At 69.4% G+C, this 18,183-nt stretch carries 17 protein-coding genes; 4 read left to right on the forward strand and 13 right to left on the reverse strand.

The annotated features are described in order from the left end of the window. Positions 1-50: 50 nt before the first annotated feature. From R2B38_RS49960 to R2B38_RS49980, 5 genes are all read right to left on the reverse strand, one after another. On the reverse strand, positions 51-293 hold the full coding sequence (locus R2B38_RS49960) for a DUF397 domain-containing protein (RefSeq protein ID WP_019057879.1): 243 nt from the start codon (positions 291-293) through the stop codon (positions 51-53). An 82-nt stretch (positions 294-375) separates the two neighbouring features. Further along, positions 376-1,542, reverse strand: a complete 1,167-nt coding sequence (locus R2B38_RS49965; RefSeq protein ID WP_019057880.1) for a thiolase domain-containing protein — start codon at positions 1,540-1,542, stop codon at positions 376-378. Then, complete coding sequence (locus R2B38_RS49970; RefSeq protein ID WP_318022839.1) at positions 1,539-2,603, reverse strand: thiolase domain-containing protein; 1,065 nt, start codon at positions 2,601-2,603, stop codon at positions 1,539-1,541. Before R2B38_RS49970 ends, R2B38_RS49965 begins: the two co-directional genes overlap by 4 nt. Beyond that, on the reverse strand, positions 2,603-3,547 hold the full coding sequence (locus tag R2B38_RS49975; RefSeq protein ID WP_318022840.1) for a Zn-ribbon domain-containing OB-fold protein: 945 nt from the start codon (positions 3,545-3,547) through the stop codon (positions 2,603-2,605). The genes R2B38_RS49970 and R2B38_RS49975 overlap by 1 nt, the downstream gene beginning before the upstream one ends. Before the next feature lie 99 nt (positions 3,548-3,646). Beyond that, on the reverse strand, positions 3,647-4,447 hold the full coding sequence (locus R2B38_RS49980; protein WP_318022841.1) for a crotonase/enoyl-CoA hydratase family protein: 801 nt from the start codon (positions 4,445-4,447) through the stop codon (positions 3,647-3,649). A 166-nt stretch (positions 4,448-4,613) separates the two neighbouring features. Here R2B38_RS49980 and R2B38_RS49985 point away from each other — a divergent pair, with 166 nt between their 5' ends. After that, positions 4,614-6,233 (forward strand): acyl-CoA synthetase, encoded by a 1,620-nt coding sequence (locus R2B38_RS49985; RefSeq protein WP_318022842.1) that lies wholly within the window; start codon positions 4,614-4,616, stop codon positions 6,231-6,233. A 131-nt stretch (positions 6,234-6,364) separates the two neighbouring features. Continuing rightward, positions 6,365-8,416, forward strand: a complete 2,052-nt coding sequence (locus tag R2B38_RS49990; protein ID WP_411978639.1) for a sulfatase — start codon at positions 6,365-6,367, stop codon at positions 8,414-8,416. Here the strand turns inward: R2B38_RS49990 and R2B38_RS49995 are convergent. The 4 genes from R2B38_RS49995 to R2B38_RS50010 all read right to left on the reverse strand — a co-directional run bounded on the left by R2B38_RS49995 (position 8,394) and on the right by R2B38_RS50010 (position 10,604). After that, entirely contained in the window at positions 8,394-9,146 is a 753-nt protein-coding gene (locus tag R2B38_RS49995) for an alpha/beta hydrolase (RefSeq protein WP_318022844.1), read from the reverse strand. The two genes, R2B38_RS49990 and R2B38_RS49995, sit on opposite strands and share 23 nt — an antisense overlap. 37 nt (positions 9,147-9,183) lie before the next feature. Beyond that, complete coding sequence (locus R2B38_RS50000; RefSeq protein WP_318022845.1) at positions 9,184-10,047, reverse strand: alpha/beta hydrolase; 864 nt, start codon at positions 10,045-10,047, stop codon at positions 9,184-9,186. 80 nt (positions 10,048-10,127) lie between these two features. Beyond that, entirely contained in the window at positions 10,128-10,358 is a 231-nt protein-coding gene (locus R2B38_RS50005; RefSeq protein WP_318022846.1) for a hypothetical protein, read from the reverse strand. A 15-nt stretch (positions 10,359-10,373) separates the two neighbouring features. Further along, positions 10,374-10,604, reverse strand: coding sequence for a hypothetical protein (locus R2B38_RS50010; protein ID WP_318022847.1), 231 nt, complete (start codon positions 10,602-10,604; stop codon positions 10,374-10,376). 143 nt (positions 10,605-10,747) lie between these two features. On the opposite strand from R2B38_RS50010, the gene paaK reads away from it, so the two are divergent. After that, entirely contained in the window at positions 10,748-12,046 is a 1,299-nt protein-coding gene (gene paaK / locus R2B38_RS50015) for a phenylacetate--CoA ligase PaaK (RefSeq protein ID WP_318022848.1), read from the forward strand. Between the two features lie 36 nt (positions 12,047-12,082). Here paaK and R2B38_RS50020 read toward each other — a convergent pair whose 3' ends face one another. Continuing rightward, complete coding sequence (locus R2B38_RS50020) at positions 12,083-12,868, reverse strand: amidohydrolase family protein (RefSeq protein WP_318022849.1); 786 nt, start codon at positions 12,866-12,868, stop codon at positions 12,083-12,085. Positions 12,869-12,974: 106 nt separating this feature from the next. Here R2B38_RS50020 and R2B38_RS50025 point away from each other — a divergent pair, with 106 nt between their 5' ends. Next, entirely contained in the window at positions 12,975-13,349 is a 375-nt protein-coding gene (locus R2B38_RS50025) for a MerR family transcriptional regulator (RefSeq protein WP_318022850.1), read from the forward strand. 6 nt (positions 13,350-13,355) lie between these two features. On the opposite strand, the gene R2B38_RS50030 is transcribed toward R2B38_RS50025, so the two are convergent. The 3 genes from R2B38_RS50030 to R2B38_RS50040 form a co-directional block, all read right to left on the reverse strand. After that, on the reverse strand, positions 13,356-14,852 hold the full coding sequence (locus R2B38_RS50030; RefSeq protein WP_318022851.1) for an acyl-CoA synthetase: 1,497 nt from the start codon (positions 14,850-14,852) through the stop codon (positions 13,356-13,358). Between the two features lie 59 nt (positions 14,853-14,911). Continuing rightward, the gene (locus R2B38_RS50035; RefSeq protein WP_318022852.1) at positions 14,912-16,507 is read right to left on the reverse strand and encodes an acyl-CoA synthetase; all 1,596 of its coding nucleotides are present in this window, start codon (positions 16,505-16,507) and stop codon (positions 14,912-14,914) included. Positions 16,508-16,743: 236 nt separating this feature from the next. Further along, positions 16,744-17,856, reverse strand: a complete 1,113-nt coding sequence (locus tag R2B38_RS50040; RefSeq protein WP_318022853.1) for a nitronate monooxygenase family protein — start codon at positions 17,854-17,856, stop codon at positions 16,744-16,746. Positions 17,857-18,183: the final 327 nt, after the last annotated feature.

Raw genomic sequence — 18,183 nt, forward strand, 5'->3', positions numbered from 1 at the left:
AAGATGCCTGTGCGCACTTCCCCCGATGACTCGCCGGGGATCCTTCACCGTCAGGTGAGGTCGAACTCCCCTTCCCGCGCCCCCGACACGAACGCGCCCCATTCCGCGGGCGTGAAGATCAAGGAAGGGCTTTCCGGGCGGCCGCTGTTGCGCATCGCGATGAATCCCTCGACAAAAGCGATCTGGACATCCCCCAGTCCACGGCTGCCTGAGTGCCAATCGGCGTCACTGAGGTCCAGCTCCGGCTTGTCCCAGCCCGCAAGCGGGTGCTGCTGGATGGTGCTCTCGGCCACGTCCGTGCTCCTCCCGATTCGTCGTCCGCGGCCAGCCTAGCGATCGGTTTCTGATGCCAACAGGCCACGTGAGGGGGACCTTTCAGGAGGCGGGGGGTTCACTGCCCACGAGCCACATCGAGAAGAACTGGGATCCGCCGCCGTAAGCGTGCCCGAGAACCCGCCGGGCCCCCTCCACCTGGTGTTCTCCGGCCTGCCCCCGAACCTGGAGGGCGGCCTCCGCGAAGCGGATCATGCCCGAGGCGCCGATCGGATTGGTGGACAGCACCCCACCTGACATGTTCACGGGAAGATCGCCGTCCAGTTCGGTCACCCCGGATTCGGTGAGTTTCCACCCCTCCCCCTCCTCGGCGAATCCGAGATTCTCCAGCCACATGGGCTCGTACCAGGAGAACGGCACGTACATCTCCACGGCGTCGATGTCCCGCCGCGGATCCGCGATGCCCGCCTGCCGGTACACGTCGGCGGCGCAGTCCTTGCCGGCCTGCGGCGACACACAGTCCTTTCCGGCGAACAGTGTGGGTTCGCTACGCATGGCGCCCCCATGCATCCAGGCCGCCGGACGTGGTGCCCGAGCCGCGCCCGCCCGGTCGGTGAGCACCATCGCGCAGGCACCGTCCGAGGACGGACAGGTCTCCGAGTACCGGATCGGGTCCCACAACATCGGCGAGGCCTGGACCTTCTCCAGCGTGATGTCGTGCTCGTGGAGATGCGCGTACGGATTCTTCAACGCGTTGCGCCGATCCTTGTACGCCACCAGCGAGCCCACGGTGTCGGGCGCACCGGTGCGCCGCATATAGGCACGCACGTGCGGCGCGAAGAACCCGCCCGCACCGGCGAGCAACGGCTGCTGGAAGGGAATCGGCAGGGACAGTCCCCACATGGCGTTCGACTCGGACTGCTTCTCGAACGCCAGCGTGAGAACCGTCCCGTGCACACGAGCCGCGACGAGATTCGCGGCGACGAGCGCGGTCGACCCGCCCACGGAACCAGCGGTATGCACCCGCAGCATCGGCTTCCCCACGGCGCCGAGCGCATCCGCGAGATACAACTCGGGCATCATGACGCCCTCGAAGAAGTCGGGCGCCTTGCCGATGACGACGGCGTCGATGTCGGCCCACGTCAACTCGGCGTCGTCCAGCGCCCGTTGAGCCGCCTCCCGCACCAGCCCCGCGATCGACACGTCCCGCCGCGCGGCGACATGCTTGGTCTGGCCGATCCCTACGACGGCCACGGGCTCCTTGCTCATCGCGGATCCCCTTCGAGTACGGCGACCAGGTTCTGCTGCAGACAGGGACCGGAGGTGGCGTGGGCGAGGGCCCGGTCGGACTCGCCCCGGTGGATACGGGCGGCGGCCTCACCGACGCGGATGAGCCCGGCGGCCATGACGGGGTTCGCGGCGAGGGCACCTCCGGACGGGTTGACGCGCACGTCGTCACCGAGGCGCAGCGCCTTCCGCAGGACGACCTCCTGCGCGGTGAACGGCGCGTGCAACTCGGCGGTGTCGACGGGCCGTTCGAAGACCCCGGCCTTCTCGGCGGCGAGCCGCGTCGACGGCGAGTCGGTCAACTCCCGTACGCCCAGCCCATGTGCCTCGATGCGATGATCGATCCCCCTGATCCACGCGGGCCGTTCGCACAGCTCGCGAGCCCGGTCCCCGGCCGCGAGGATCACGGCGGCGGCGCCGTCACCGACCGGCGGACAGTCGCCGGTGCGCAGCGGTCGTACGACATAGTCGCCCTGCGGCACCGAACCCCGCACCTGCGCATGGGAGTTGGCGCTCGCGTCGGTCCGACTGCGGGCCGCGACGGCGGCGAGCGCGGGTTCGTCGGTGTCGCCCGCGTCGATGAGGGCCTGGGCCTGGAGGGCGGCCAGGGCGACGGCGTCCGGCCACAACGGGGCGACGTAGTACGGGTCCAACTGCCGGGTCAGGACGTCGCGTACGGAGCCGGGGGACGACTTGCCGTACGAGTAGACGAGCGCGGTGTCGGCGTCCCCGGTGAGGAGTTTGACCCAGGCCTCATAGAGCGCCCAGGCGCCGTCCATCTCGACGTGCGACTCGGAGATCGGCGGCCAGGCTCCGACGCCGTCGAGGGCGAGGGTGAAGGAGAAGGCGCGGCCGGCGAGGTAGTCGCTGGAGCCGGAGCAGGTGAAGCCGATGTCGGCGGTCTTCAGCCCGGTCTGTTCGAGGACGCCGTGCAGCACCGGCATCAGCATCTCCACCTCGGAGAGCTCGTCGGTGGTGCGCCGGTGGTCGGTCTGCGCGAAGGCGACGACGGCGATCTCCCGCGGTGTGGCGTCTCCTGACATCACAGCAGCTCCTTGTAGACGTCGTAGTCCGCGTCGGGCTCGCCGGTCGGCCGGTAGTGGTCCGGATAGCGGCCGCCCTCACTCCACACCGCCTCGACCCGCAACCCCATGCGCACCTGGTCGTACGGAATCCCGCCGATACGCCCGTGCAGCGCGAGGTCGGCGCCGTCCAGGGCGATGTGCGCGTAGACGTACGGCACCTCGATGTCGAGGTTCTTCGCCTTGATGTTGACGATGCAGAACGTGGTCACTGTGCCCCGCGGACCCACTTCGACATGTTCTGCTGTGGCGACCCCACATGTGGGACACGCACCCCTCGGCGGGACGTACACCTTGCGACAGGAAGGGCAGCGTTCGCCGACGGTCCGTTGTTCGGAGAGCGCGCGGATGTAGTCGGTCTGGGCACGGCCGGGCGAGTAGACATAGTCGAGCCGCGCCTCGGCCACGATGCCGGTGACCATGTCCTCGAACTCACCGCTGTGCGCGGCGGGTTGATGCCCTTCCTCCCCGTCGTACGGTTCGAAGCACGCGATGTCGGTGATGGCGCCGGTACGCTCCTCGGCCCACCGGACACGCACCCGCATACCGGTCCGCACGTCATCAGGGCCGGGGACATCGAGGGCATGCAGCAGCGCGGTATCAGCACCGTCGAGCCGAACCAGCACCCACGCGAAGGGCGTGCCGAGCGGCTGCCCACGCCGGGGTTCGTGATTCCAGGCCCAGGTGGTGACCGTCCCGGTGGCCCCGACCTCGACGAGATCACGGATCTCCTCGGCGGTGACGGGGTCGTACTCGACGGGAGGGACGAGGGTGCGGCCGTCGCCGGTCTTCACCCCGAGGACGACGCGCTCACGCAGCCCGCTGAGAAAGGCGCTTTGCACGGGACCGAGGGAACGGGTGAACGGAAATTCAAGGACCAAGGGCGCTTTGAGTATTTCGGGCACGGCATCTCCTAACTGAACAGCTGGCGCGACGGATCCCCACCCAGGGGCGCGGGGAACTGCGCGACCGGCCACAACGAACCCGCAGACAAAAACGAACCACTACGCCCGCTTGTAAACAGGCGGCCGTTTCTCCGCAAAGGCACGCGCCCCCTCCTTCGCATCGGCGGTGTCGAAGATCGGCCACCCGCGCTTGAGTTCGGAGGCAAGCCCCTCCGTCTCGGTCAGCTCGGCGGTCTCATACACCGACGCCTTGACCGCCTCAACCGCCAACGGCCCACACGAATTGACGAGTTCGGCAATCTCCAACGCCTTGTCGAGAGCCTCACCGTCGGGCACGACATGCCCGACCAGACCGACGTCCGCCGCCTCCCGCGCGCTGTACGGCCGCCCGGTGAGCAGCATCTCCAGCGCATGGGTACGCGGAATCTGCCGCTGGAGACGGACAGTTGAGCCACCGATCGGGAAGAGCCCGCGCTTCACCTCGAACAACCCGAAGGTCGCCGACTCCCCCGCGACCCGAATATCGGTGCCCTGAAGAATCTCCGTACCGCCGGCCACGCAATACCCCTCGACCGCGGCGATCACCGGCTTCCGAGGCCGATGGTGCCGCAGCATCGCCTTCCAGTGCAGATCCGGATCAGCAGTGAGCCGATCCCGGTACTCCTGCCCTTCCATCCCCTTGCCGGCCAGCGCCTTGAGGTCCATGCCCGCGCAGAACGCACCCCCCGCCCCGGTCAGCACGATCGACCGGATCGCGTCGTCCGCGTCGGCCTCGACCCAGCCGTCGTAGAGCCCGACCAGCATCGGCAACGAGAGCGCGTTCTTGGCCTCGGGCCTGTTGAGCGTGAGCACCAGTGTGGCGCCCTCGCGCCGCACGGTCAGGTGTTCCGTACCGCTCATGGTCGTCCTCCCGTCGCCGTACCGCCTCCGGAACGAGAACAGGTTGCAGGAGGCGCCCTGCCAGTACAAGGGGTTTCTGACACTCAGTCAGATTTCTTCTGCGCGGACCCTTCACAGTTGCCGCGCCTTTGCTCTGATGACCGGCGAACCGACGTCAGGAGGAGTGGTGGAGTACAACATTGCCGACCTGTTCGAGTCGGTCGTCGACGTGGTCCCGGACCGCGAGGCGCTCGTGTACATCGACCACCCGGGCACGGGCGCGGAACGCCGCCTGACCTACGCGGAGTTGGACGCGGCCGCGAACCGGGTCGCCCATCATCTGATCGACTCCGGGATACGCCCGGGTGAGCATCTCGGGCTCCATCTCTACAACGGCGTCGAGTACGTGCAGACGGTGCTGGGCTGCCTCAAGGCACGGGTCGTGCCGGTCAACGTCAACTACCGCTACGTAGAAGAGGAGTTGGTGTACCTCTACCGGGACGCCGACCTCGTGGCGCTGGTCTTCGACACGGAGTTCACCGAGCGGGTGGCGGCCGCGCTGCCGCGTGCGGAGCAACTGCGGCACCTGGTACGGGTGGGAGCGGCGCCGGTGGACGGACCGGACGTGTCCGCCGTGGCCTTCACGGACGCCGAGGCGGCCGGGTCTCCCGGGCGCGGATTCCCGGCGCGGTCGGCGGGCGACCAGTTCATCATCTACACCGGCGGCACGACCGGGATGCCCAAGGGTGTGATGTGGCGCCAGGAGGACCTGTTCTTCTCCGGGCTCGGCGGCGGCGCGCCGACGGGCGAACCGGTGAAGAAACCGGAGGAGTTGGCCGAGCGTGTCGCGGCCGGCGGATCGGGGATCACCTTCTTCCCCACTCCCCCGCTGATGCACGGCACCTCCACGCTCACCGCGTTCATCGGCTTCAACTTCGGCCAACGCGTCGTGATCCACCGGAAGTTCGTGCCGGAGGAGGTGCTGCGGACCATCGAGAAGGAGAAGGTCACCAGCATGTCCCTGGTCGGCGACGCGATGCTGCGCCCGCTGATCGACGCGCTCAACGGGCCGATGAGGGGCACCGATTGCTCGTCGATGTTCAGCGTGTCGTCGTCGGGCGCGATCATGTCGGAGACGGTGCGCCGGCAGTTCCAGGAGCTGCTGCCGAACACGATGCTGCTGAACAACTACGGTTCGTCCGAGTCCGGCTTCAACGGCACGGCGACGGCAGACTCCGGGGCCGGGAAGTCCTTCCGTATCCGCGTCAACTCCCGTACGCAGGTGGTGGATCCGGCTACGTACGAACCGGTCGCCGTCGGCGAGATCGGCCGGGTCGCCCAGTGCGGCCATGTACCGCTCGGCTACTACAACGATCCGAGGAAAACCGCCCAGACCTTCTTCGAGAAGGACGGCCAGCGGTGGGTCCTGCTCGGCGACATGGCGACCGTGGACGAGGAGGGCGTCGTCACCGTCCTCGGGCGGGGCTCGCAGTGCATCAACACCGGTGGGGAGAAGGTGTATCCGGAGGAGGTCGAGCAGGCGCTCAAGTCGCATCCGGATGTCTACGACGCGCTGGTGGCCGGGGTGCCGGACGCGAAGTGGGGCAACCATGTCGCAGCTGTCGTACAACTGCGCACGGGTGCGGAACGGCCGTCCCTGGACGCCATCCAGACGCACTGTCGCACCCATCTCGCCGGGTACAAGATCCCGCGCCAGTTGGTGATCGCGGACTCCATCCAGCGGTCGCCGAGCGGCAAGGCGGACTACCGGTGGGCGCGGGAGGTGGCAGTCGCCGCAGATCAGTGAGTCAACAGTGGGTCAACGAGCAGGCCCGATTGAACTGACGGTAGCGTGCGGCCGTACCGATGGTGACGAATCTGGTGGCCCGGGCCAGGTCCGCCATGCCGTCACCGGGCTCAGCACGGAAGGACGTTCGGGTGCCGCTCTTCACTCGCTCTCACCCATTGGCGCAACAGAAAGCCACCGGGGAGACCGACCCGACAGCGGCGACGGAGGCCGCGGAATCACCCGAACAACAGGAGCCACCCGAGCCACACACGCCAACCGACGCGACCGAGGCTGCTGGCTCCGCCGACGCGGACGGTTCGGCCGACACTCCCGAGCCGGCCAAGTCCGCCGAGCCTGCTGAATCCGCCGCATCCGCAGGGTCAGACGAGCCCGCACGGTCCGCCGAGGCCCCGGAACCGGCCGAGCCTGTAGAGCCAACTGAACCCACACGGTCCGCCAAGCCTGCTGAATCCGCCCAGCCCGCCGAGCCCGAAAAGCCCAGCGAGGTCGCAGAGTCCGCCGACCCCACCGAGCAATCCCCCCAACTCCCCCTCCGCGCAGGCTGGTTCGGCTGGCGTCACCGCTACCCCCGTACCGCACGTGCCGTCGGGGTGGGCACGAGTGTGCTGGCCGGGGCGCTGTTGCTCGTCGCGCTTGTCGTGCCCGACCGGCTCGACCGGATGACGTTTCAGTCGTTCCTCCGGCTGCCCGTGGAGCTGATCGTGCTCGCGGTCGTGCTGCTCGCGCTTCCGTCGCGGGCCCGGCGGGTCACCGCCGTCGTGCTGGGTGCGTTCGTCGGGCTGTCCACCGTCCTGAAGTGCCTCGACATGGGCTTCTACGAGACTCTGGCGCGGCCGTTCGACCTGGTCTTCGACTGGGTGCTGCTGAGCGACGCGGCGGACTGGATGAAGGACTCGTTCGGTCACACGGGCGAGGTGCTCGCGATCATCGGCGTGATCGTGCTGCTGATCGCCGTGCTCGCGGGCAGCGCGCTCGCGATGGTGCGGCTGGCGGATGTGATGGCCAGGCACCGCCCCATGGCCGTACGCACCACACTTGTCCTCGGTGTCGCGTGGATCATGTGCTTCACCCTGAGCGTGCAGGTCGGCGGCGTCACGCTCGCCACCAAGGGCTACAGCCAGTTCCTCACCAACCGTGTGAAGTACGTCCGCGACGGTCTCGGGGACGCCGACGTCTTCAAGAAGCAGCTCACCGTCGACGCCTTCGCGAAGACCCCGCCCAACCAGCTGCTCACCGGACTGCGCGGCAAGGACGTGCTGTTCACCTTCATCGAGAGCTACGGCCGGGTCGCCCTCGACGACCCGACGATGGCACCGGAGATGGACAAGACGCTCACGGCGGGCGACGCCCGGCTCAAGGCGGCCGGCTTCTCGTCGCGGAGCGCCTGGCTGAGGTCGCCCGTGACCGGCGCGGGCAGTTGGCTCGCCCACTCGACGTTCCTGTCCGGCCTGTGGATCAAGAACCAGCAGCGCTACCGGACCGTGACGACGAGCACCCGCGCGACCCTCACCAGCTACTTCCAGAAGACCGGCGCGTGGCGCACGGTCGGCATCGTCCCCGGCGTCCGCAAGTCCTGGCCCGAGGGCAAGTACTTCGGCCTCGACAACATCTACGACTCCACGCATCTCGGCTACAACGGCCCGTACTTCAGCTGGACGCCGGTGCCGGACCAGTTCAGCCTGGAGTCCTTCGAGAAGCTGGAGTACGGCAAGAAGAACCGCGACCCGATCATGGCGGAGATCATCCTGGCCTCCAGCCACAACCCCTGGTCACCCATCGCCCACACGATCCCCTGGAACCAGCTCGGCGACGGCACGATCTTCAACCAGATCAAGAAGGAAGGCACGAACCCGACGGAGGTCTGGAAGAGCGCCAAGCGTGTGCGGACCGAGTACCGCAAGGCCATCCAGTACTCCGTCGACAGCCTGACCCAGTGGGTCCAGCGCTACGGCAACAAGAACACCGTCCTCGTCTTCCTCGGCGACCACCAGCCCGTCCCGACGGTCACCGGCGGCACCACCGACCGGGACGTGCCGATCACCATCGTCGCCCACGACCCGAAGGTGCTGGACAAGATCTCCGGCTGGGGCTGGACGGACGGCCTCAAGCCGGCCGACAGCGCGCCGGTACTGGGCATGGACAAGTTCCGGGACCGCTTCATGACGGCCTACGCGAAGTGACCTCCTCGCCCACCAGGAAGGCCTCCACGAGGGCGAGGAACTCCTCCGGCCGGTTCTCGTGCACGAGATGCCCGGCGTCGACGGTCACCAGCCGCGCGTCGGGAATCCGTTCGGCGAGCACGGCGACCCGGTCCTGAGGAACACCGCTGGTGGGACCACCTGCAACCACCAGCGTGGGCATGGTGACCCGCCCCATGTGGTCCCACCACATGGGGTCGGGGTCGTTCGCTCGGGCATCGGCGGCCTCGATCATGGCCCAGTCGCACGGCGGCTCCCCCGCCGGTCGTTCGGTGGGCGGCCGCGGCGGATCGAAGGCGATCGGCGCGGGCACGTCCTCCAGTACCAGCCGCCGTACGACGCCGGGCGCCTCCTGCGCGAGCAGATACGCGACGATGCCGCCGAGGGAGTGGCCGATGACGTGGGCGCGTTCGACGCCGAGGACGGTGAGGAGGGCGAGCAGGTCGTCCCGCATCGCCTCGTAGGCGTACGCCTCCGCCGTGGCGCCCGGCTCGGTGCCGGGCCAGTCGCTGGTTCCGTGGCCGCGCAGGTCGGGTGCGTACACGCGGTACGGGACGGCTCCGGTGGCGAGCCGCTCGGCGATCGGCGTCCAGTCGGTGCCGTCGGCGCCCCGGCAGTGGAGCAGGAGGACGGGCGGGGCGTCTTCGAGTCCCCAGGCGCGGCAGGTGAGGGTGATGCCGTTCGCCTTGACGGTGCGGATCTCGGTGTCCATCCCGGGAACGTATCCAGTGGACCGCCGCGTCATCCGCCTACTCTGCCGAGGGCAGAGCCCCGCCGCTCCCGTCGAGGAACGCGGTGACGCGGCGCACGAACCACTCCGGGTCGTCGAGCCACGGGTAATGCCCGGCGCCCGGCTGGACCGCCGACTCCGCGTTCTGGAAGACGGCGGCGGCACGGCGGGCGAGATCGGGGCGGGGGCCGCCGTCCAGCTCGCCCGCGAGGACCAGGACGGGTGCGGGCAGGTCCGCGAGGGTGGCCCGGGTGGCGGGTGGGTCGAAGGCGCCCTCGGAGAAGTACAGGTCGGCGGCCTCGTCGTCGCACTCCTCGTCGGCGAGCGCGGAGTGGCTCTCGGCGGCGGCATCCCAACGCCCGTAGAAGAAGGGCTCGAAGACCGGGTCGAAGTCGCCCGTGCCCGCGAGCCATGCCTCGAACGCCGGGTGTGCGGCCTCGAACCACGGCTCGCCCTTCCGTAGCCGTGCGGCGGTGAGCCGGTCGTCGGGCGTGGCCGGCATGTCCAGCGCCCACGGCGTGGCGGTGATGAGGGCGAGGCGTGCGACTCGCCCGGGGTACCGGGCCGCGTACAGCATCGCGAGGCTGCCGCCCGCCGAGTGCGCGAGCAGATCCATATGGTCCAAGCCCATGTGGGCGCGCAACACTTCCACGTCGTCGACGAGTCGGTCGCAGCGGTACGACGTCCGGTCGGCCGGTACCGCGGAGTCGCCGGTGCCCCGGAGATCGAGCAGGATCAGCCGACGGTGTGCGGCCAGCCCGCCCAGGTCGCCGAGGTATGTGGAGGCGCGCATGGGCCCTCCGGGCAGGACGACCAACGGCTCGCCCTCGCCCCGGACGTGGTAGGCGAGTTCGGTGCCGTCGGTGGCGGTGAAGGTCGGCATGCGGCTGATCCTCACCGCCGACCGGGCCTCACCGCAAGGCAGTTCCTCAGGTCCTCGACTACCTCAAGCCCTCGTTCTCCTCAGAGGGCGATGGGGCGATAGGCCAGCGCCGCGTCGACGATCCGCTCGGCGGAGGCGTCGGCGTCGGCGTCGGCGTCCGCGAGTTCGCACGGCGGATGAAAGATCAGGTCCGAGGCCGCTGGATGAGCCACGTTCGCCGTGAAGAGCCGGAGGTAGTACTCGGCGTCCGTGTCCCCGGCCAGGATCCTGCGGACGACCTCGGCGAGTTCCTCGCGGGTGGCATCGGGCACGCGCGGATACGCCGGTCACGCGGCCTCCAGAGCGAACTCCTCCAGCGTCCGCGACCCGGCGCAGCCCAGGAAGTCGGCCGCCCCGTAGTCGTGCCCCGACGCCTCGGCGAAGGCAGCCACCGCTCCCTCCGCGGCCGAGCGGTCGGCGTCGTGCGGAAGGTGCTCAATCCGCCTTGTTGCGCGGGCGAGTTGCTTCACACGCGCCACGGACACGGACGGTGGCAGCAGTTCCGGACGGAGATCCACCCGGCCATTCTGCCGGGCGACGCGTGGAGAAAGTGGGGGCAGACCTCTTGCCCCGGTGGGTGGCTGGCTGGATTACTGATCCCACACACATCGACCGAATGATCGGTCGCCCGAAATAGCACGATTGACGAAAGGGTGCACCGATGGCGGACGCGGCGGAGCTGCTCGACTCGGGGGAACAGCTCGACCAACACGCACTCAGGGCACTGCAGTTGAAGCGGCTACGGGCCTCGCTGCGGCACGCCTACGCGAACGTGCCCTTCTACCGTCGGTCCCTCGACACGGCCGGAATCCACCCGGACGACTGCCGCGCGCTCTCCGACCTCGCCCTCTTCCCGTTCACCACCAAGCTGGACCTGCGCGACAACTACCCGTACGGAATGTTCGCCGTCCCCGAGGACCACGTCCGCCGCATCCACGCGTCGAGCGGCACCACCGGACGCCCCACAGTGGTCGGCTACACAGAGAACGACCTTTCCATGTGGGCGGACGTGGTGGCCCGTTCCATCCGCGCCGCGGGCGGACGGCCCGGCGACAAGGTGCATGTGGCGTACGGCTATGGGCTGTTCACCGGTGGTCTGGGCGCTCACTATGGTGCCGAGCGACTGGGTTGTACGGTCATCCCCGCGTCCGGCGGTATGACGGCCCGCCAGGTGCAGATCATCCAGGACTTCAAGCCCGAGATCATCATGGTCACCCCGTCCTACATGCTCACCCTCCTCGACGAGTTCGAGCGGCAGGGGGTGGACCCGCGCGGAACCTCTCTTCGGGTCGGCATCTTCGGGGCGGAGCCCTGGACCGAGCAGATGCGGCGGGAGATCGAGGAGCGGTTCGCGATCGACGCCGTCGACATCTATGGGCTGTCGGAGGTGATCGGTCCGGGTGTCGCGCAGGAGTGCGTGGAGACGAAGGACGGGCTGCACATCTGGGAGGACCACTTCTTCCCGGAGGTCGTCGATCCGATCACGGGTGAAGTCCTACCGGAGGGCGAGAAGGGCGAGTTGGTGTTCACCTCGCTCACCAAGGAGGCCATGCCGGTGATCCGTTACCGCACCCGGGACCTGACCCGGCTCCTCCCCGGCACGGCCCGCCCGGCCTTCCGGCGCATGGAGAAGGTCACCGGCCGCAGTGACGACATGGTGATCCTGCGCGGGGTGAACCTGTTCCCCACCCAGATCGAGGAGATCGTCCTGCGCACCCCGGGCGTCGCACCCCACTTCCAGCTCCGGCTCACCCGCGAGGGCCGCCTCGACGCCCTCACCGTACGGGCCGAGGCACGCCCCGGCGCAGGCCCCGAGACCCGGGACGCGGCGGCCCGGGCCATCACCACGGCCGTGAAGGACGGCATCGGCGTCTCCGTCGCGGTCGAGATCGTGGAACCGGAGTCACTGGAGCGCAGCGTGGGCAAGATCCGGCGCATCGTGGACCTGCGGACACCCTGAGGCGACTCGCCCCAAGTCCCCGCCCGACACGCGCAGTTACCCCAGCCCCAGCAACTCCGCCAGATTCCCGCCCACCACCCGGTCACGCACCTCGCCCGGAGACGTGACCCGTTCCACCGTCGTGCGCGCGAGGACCGGGTCTCCGTAGGGCGCGTCGGAGCCGAAGAACGTGCGGGTGGGGAGTTCGTGGATGGCTAGGCGTACGGCGAAGACGACGTTCGCGGTGGAGAGTTCGAGGTGGAGATTGGGGGTGGCGCGGGCCAGTTCGATGGCCACCATCCAGTGGGCTCCGGCCAGTTGGCTGATGACCAGCGGCACCTTCGGGTAGCGGGCGGCCAGTTCGGCGAGTGTGCGGACGTCCGCCGCGGTCGTGGGCGCGGCGCCGTGGACGACCACGGGGAGTCCGGTGTGATCGTGCGCCGCGCGGAGCACCGGTTCGACGAGGGCGGCCCGGTCCGGGGGCGGGGTGAGTTCCCCGATGCCGTACAGCCCGCGACCGGTCACGTCGCGCTCCACCCGGGCCGCGGTCTCGACATCGGGGCGGCCGAGAGGGACGGATCCGAAGCCGAGGAAGCGGTCTGGGTGCGCGGCGAGGGCCTCGTCCAACTCCCGTAGCGCCAAGGCGAATCCGTCGTCGCCGGAACCACCGGCCAACGCCCGTTCCAGGGCGCCCATTTCGTGCTGGAGGGAGTCCAGGTCGGTGGCCCGTTCCGGGTGCGCGCGGGTGGGGAACAGCACCGTGCGGTCCACACCCGCGGCGTCGAGTGCCGACAGGTGGGCATCGAGCGGGTCGTGGACATGGCTGTGGGCGTCGAGAATCATGTGTGTCTCCCTCAGCGGGCCGGCCACCCGGCGGAATGCGGGCGGCGGGAGCCAGTGTTGATCCCTGACACCGTTGGAAGGTCAAGCCGGAGAGGGGTGCGCGCCCGTGCTGATCGGGGAGCTGGCCGAGCGGACCGGAACCAGCGTGCGACTGCTGCGCCACTACGAACGGGCGGGACTGCTACGCCCCGAGCGGCTGCCCAACGGCTATAGGGAGTACGCCGATCCGGACACCGCCGTCGTGCTCCGCATCCGCGCACTCCTCGCGGCCGGGCTGCCCACCCGGGTCATCCGGCAGGTGCTGCCCTGCACCACGGACGGGGCCGCCGTGCAGCCCTGCCCGGGTGTACTCGACGCGCTGCGTGCCCAGTTGAGCGATCTCGACCGCCGTGCCACCGAACTCGCCGCAGCGCGTGAGGTGTTGCGGGAAACGATCGCGGGGGCGGAGGCGCGTACGGCTCCGGCCGCAACTCCCCGATAAGAAGGCTCAGTTGCCGAACCGCTCCCGCAACTCCCGCTTCAGGATCTTCCCGCTGGCGTTGCGCGGCAGCTCGTCCACGAACACGATCCGCTTCGGCGCCTTGAAGTGAGGGAGCTTCTCCCGTGCGTGGTCGATGAGTTGGGCCTCCGCGACCTCGCCACGCGGGACGACGACCGCGGTGACAGCCTCGATCCAGCGGTCGTCCGGGAGGCCGATCACGGCGACCTCGGCGACGCCCTCATGGGTGTAGAGCACGTCCTCGACCTGGCGTGAAGCGACCAGTACGCCACCGGAGTTGATGACGTCCTTGACCCGGTCGACGACGGTGAAGAAGCCGTGCGCGTCCCGTACCGCGAGGTCGCCGGAGTGGAACCAGCCGTCGCGGAAGGCGGCTTCGGTCTCCTCGGGCTTGTCCCAGTAGCCCTCGCACAACTGCGGTGAGCGGTAGACGACTTCGCCGGACGTTCCGTCGGGCACGTCCTTGCCGTCCTCGTCGACCACCCGCGCGTCCACGAACAGGACGGGACGGCCGCAGGAGTCCAGTCGGCCCTTGTGCTCGTCGGGGCCGAGGACCATGGACAGCGGGCCGATCTCGCTCTGCCCGAAGCAGTTGTAGAAGGCCAGCTTCGGGAGCCGCTCGCGCAGCCGCTCCAGAACGGGCACCGGCATGATCGACGCGCCGTAGTACGCCTTGCGCAGGCCGCTCAGGTCACGGGTCGCGAAGTCGGGCCGGTTCGCCAGGCCGATCCACACGGTGGGCGGGGCGAACAGGCTGTCCACGCGCCCGGCCTCGATCAGGTCGAAGAGCCGGTCCCCGTCGGGCGCGTCGAGGATGATGTTCGTCGCCCCGACGGCCAGGTACGGCAGCAGGAACACATGCGTCTGCGCCGAGTGGTACAGCGGCAGCGAGTGCACCGGCCGGTCACCCGCGCTCAGGTCCAGTGCGGTGATCGCGCTCAAGTACTCGTGCACCAGGGCCCGGTGGCTCATCATCGCACCCTTGGGCAGCGCGGTCGTCCCCGAGGTGTAGAGCAACTGCACCAGGTCGTCCGTGCGCGGCTCGGGCCCGTCGTACGGTGACGCCGACGCGAGCCGGTCCAGCAGCGAGCCGTCCGCGTCCCGCAGCGGCAACGTCCTTGCGCCGTCAGGGAGTTGACCGGCGAGGTCCGGGTCGACGAGCACCAGCGCGCTGCCGGACTGGCCGATGATGTACGCGAGGTCGTCGCCGGTGAGGTTCTGGTTGACCGGCACGTGCACGAGGCCCGCGCGGGCACAGGCGAGGAAGCCGATCAGATAGGCGTCGGAGTTGTGGCCGTAGGAGCCGACCCGGTCGCCCGGCGCGAGCCCCTGGTCGAGAAGCACGCTCGCCGCGCGGGAGACGGCGTCGTCGAGTTCCTCGTACGTCCAGGAGCGCTCGCCGTAGTCCACCGCCACGCGTGCGGGAGTGCGCCGGGCACTGCGTCGCAGTACCCCGTCAACCGTGCTGCCGTGTCCGGGCGTCATGACACATGATCCTCGGGCCGCCACCCGGGCAGGTCAAGCGGACCAAGTTCCTGGAGCACTCACACAGGCCGCGTCCGTCCCTCCCAGTACGGATCCCGCAGCCGCCGCTTGTACAGCTTGCCGTTGGGGTCGCGGGGCATCTCGGTGATGAAGTCGATGCTCTTGGGCCGTTTGTAGCCGGCGAGTTGCTCGGCGCAGTGATCGAGGAGGGCGGTGGCCAGGGCCGGTCCAGGCTCGTGGCCGGGGGACGGTTCGACGACGGCCTTGACCTCCTCGCCCCACTCGTCGTGCGGGATGCCGAAGGCGGCGGCGTCGGCGACGGCGGGGTGGGCGAGAAGGACGGACTCGATCTCGGCCGGGTAGATGTTCACGCCGCCCGAGATGATCATGTCGATCTTGCGGTCGCGGAGGAAGAGATAGCCGTCCTCGTCGAGGAAACCGAGGTCGCCGACGGTGAAGAAGTCGCCGATGCGGTTCTTCTTCGTCTTGGCCTCGTCCTTGTGGTAGGCGAAGCCGCCGGTGCTCATCTTCATGTACACGGTGCCGAGTTCACCGGGCGGGAGCCGCTTGCCGTCGTCGTCGAAGACCGCGAGTTCGCTGATGGGCCAGGCCTTGCCGACCGTGCCGGGCTTCTTCAGCCAGTCCTCGGCGGTCGCGAAGGCACCGCCGCCCTCGCTGGCCGCGTAGTACTCCTCCACACTGTGGCCCCACCAGTCGATCATCGCCCGCTTCACATGGTCGGGGCACGGGGCGGCGCCGTGGATGGCGTGCCGCATGGACGAGACGTCGTAGCGCGCCCGTATGTCCTCCGGGAGGGCGAGGAGGCGGTGGAACTGGGTCGGGACCATATGGGTGTGGGTGCACTTCTCGCGGTCGATGAGGCGGAGCATCTCCTCCGGGGTCCACTTGTCCATCAGGACCAGGCGGTGCCCAATGTGCAGGCTTGCGCCCGCGAACTGGAGGACGGCCGTGTGGTAAAGCGGCGAGCAGACCAGGTGCACGTTGTCGTCGAACGGCTTGATGCCGAAGATGCCGAGGAACCCGCCGAGGTACGCCGACTCGGGGGGCCTGCCCGGCAGGGGGCGGCGGATGCCGCGGGGGCGTCCTGTGGTGCCCGAGGTGTAGTTCATGACCCAGCCGAGCGTGCGGTCCTCGGGCGCCGACTCCGGTTGCCCGTCGAGGAGTTCGGCGTACGGCCGGAAGCCCTCGACCGTGCCGACCGCGTACCGGTGGGTGGCGGGCAGGCCGGCCTCGTCGGCGGCCTGGCGGGCCGCCTCGGCGAACCGCTCGTGCGCGATGAGCACCTTGGCTCCGGAGTCGGCGACGATCCAGGCGATCTCCGGTGCGACGAAGTGGTGGTTGACGGGGACGAGGTAGAACCCGGCCTGGGTGGCTGCCAGATGGGCCGTGAAGAACTCGACGCCGTTGGGCAGGACGACGGCGAAGGCGTCACCGCGTTCGAGCCCGGCGGCACGCAGACCGTGGACGAGTTGGTTGGCGGCGGCGTGCAGTCGTCCTGCTGTCCACACCTCGCCGTCGGGGGCGACGATGACTTCACGGCCGGGATCCTGAGCGGCTTGGGCCCAGAAGCCGGCGGGGGGTGTGGCCGGGACCTGTGTGCCTGTGCCCTGTGTGGTCGGGCTCTGTGTGGCCACGCCCTCTGTGCTCGCACCACGTGTGGCCGCGCTCTGTGTGGACGCCGCCTGTGTGGTCTCGCTCTGTGCGCTCCCCCCTCGTGTGCCTGCGCCTTGGGTGTCCGGCTCCTGTGTGGTCGCGCTCCGTATGCCCGTCCCCTGTGTGCCTGCACCCTCCATGCTCGAACCCCCTGCGTCAGCGCCTTTCGCACCCAGGCCCTCCATGCCGGCCCCCTCCCTGCCTACGCCCTCCGTGCTCACGACTGGCCGCTCCTTCCGGCGATGCGGTTGATGCGGTCGACGGCGTGCTCGAAGCCGCGGGTGAGGTCGTCGAAGACGGCCTGGACACTGCGTTCGCTGTTCATCCGGCCGACGATCTGGCCGACGGGGGTGCCGAGCAGTGGTTCGATCTCGTACTTCTGGATGCGGGACACCGCCTCGGCGACCAACAGCCCCTGCAGCGGCATCGGGAGAGTGCCCGGGCCGTCCGGGTCGTCCCAGGCGTCGGTCCACTCGGTACGCAGTTGGCGGGCCGGTTTCCCGGTCAGGGCGCGGGAGCGGACGGTGTCGCCGGACCCGGCAGCGAGCAGTTTGCGGGTCACGCCGGGCGAGTGCATATCGGCTTCTGTGGTGGTCAGCCACAGGGAGCCCAGCCACACACCCTGCGCGCCGAGGCTGAGCGCGGCGGCCACCTGCTGTCCGCTGCCGATGCCACCGGCGGCCAGCACAGGCAGTGGATCGACGGCGTCGACGACCTCGGGCGTGAGCACCATGGACGCGATCTCACCGGTGTGGCCGCCCGCCTCGTAGCCCTGGGCCACGACGATGTCGATGCCGCCCTCCGCGTGCTTGCGGGCGTGCCGCGCGCTGCCGGCGAGCGCGGCGACGAGCACGTTGCGGTCATGGGCGCGGGCGACGACATCGGCGGGCGGAGAGCCGAGGGCGTTGGCGAGCAGCTTGATCGGGTAGTCGAAGGCGACGTCGAGCTGGTTGCGGGCGACCTGTTCCATCCACCCGGTGATGCGCCAGCCGGACACGTCACCCTCGGCGAGTTCGGGCACGCCGTACTTGGCCAGGGTCTCGGTGACGAACCGCCGGTGCCCTTCCGGGATCATCGCCTCGACCTCGGCCTCGGTGACGCCCTCGACCTTCTTGGCGGGCATGACGACGTCGAGGCCGTACGGCATCCCGTCGACGTGCGCCTCCAGCCAGTCGAGGTCGCGCTTGAGGTCGTCGGGGGCGGTGTAGCGGACCGCGCCGAGCACTCCGAAACCGCCGGCCCGGCTGATGGCCGCGGCGACGGCGGGGAACGGCGTGAAGCCGAAGATGGCGTGCTCGATTCCCAGTTTCTTGCTCAACTCCGTCTGCATGGGCGCAGAATGCCGCAGTCCTCCGGACGACGGAAGGCCTTTTCTGATGCTCCGTCAGATTTTCCTGGAGTCAGAGGCCGACAGAACCCGCCGAGCGGTGAGCACCGGCTGGTAGGAGCCGCTGTCGCCTCCCTACCCCGTTCCCTCGTTCCACCACGTCTCAGCGCGGACCATCAGGGCGAAGGCGAAGGTCCGGCGAGCGCCGTACCGGACCGCTCCGGCCGGGTCGTCCATCAGCCGCCGGGGCCGTCGAGGGCGAGGTCGACCCAACCGACGTCCTGGTCCGGCAGGGCGTCACCCACCACGACCAGGTCGACGTCCCCGGCG

Source organism: Streptomyces sp. N50 (assembly GCF_033335955.1).
GTDB lineage: Bacteria > Actinomycetota > Actinomycetes > Streptomycetales > Streptomycetaceae > Streptomyces.

Excerpts from the sequence above, each read along its gene's own strand:
- R2B38_RS50020 (WP_318022849.1), bottom strand. The coding sequence starts at position 12,868 with ATGATTCTCGACGCCCACAGCCATGTCCACGACCCGCTCGATGCCCAC.
- R2B38_RS49965 (WP_019057880.1), bottom strand. The coding sequence starts at position 1,542 with ATGAGCAAGGAGCCCGTGGCCGTCGTAGGGATCGGCCAGACCAAGCAT.
- R2B38_RS49970 (WP_318022839.1), bottom strand. The coding sequence starts at position 2,603 with ATGTCAGGAGACGCCACACCGCGGGAGATCGCCGTCGTCGCCTTCGCG.
- R2B38_RS49995 (WP_318022844.1), bottom strand. The coding sequence starts at position 9,146 with ATGGACACCGAGATCCGCACCGTCAAGGCGAACGGCATCACCCTCACC.
- R2B38_RS50030 (WP_318022851.1), bottom strand. The coding sequence starts at position 14,852 with ATGACGCCCGGACACGGCAGCACGGTTGACGGGGTACTGCGACGCAGT.
- R2B38_RS49980 (WP_318022841.1), bottom strand. The coding sequence starts at position 4,447 with ATGAGCGGTACGGAACACCTGACCGTGCGGCGCGAGGGCGCCACACTG.
- paaK (WP_318022848.1), top strand. The coding sequence starts at position 10,748 with ATGGCGGACGCGGCGGAGCTGCTCGACTCGGGGGAACAGCTCGACCAA.
- R2B38_RS50000 (WP_318022845.1), bottom strand. The coding sequence starts at position 10,047 with ATGCCGACCTTCACCGCCACCGACGGCACCGAACTCGCCTACCACGTC.
- R2B38_RS50040 (WP_318022853.1), bottom strand. The coding sequence starts at position 17,856 with ATGCAGACGGAGTTGAGCAAGAAACTGGGAATCGAGCACGCCATCTTC.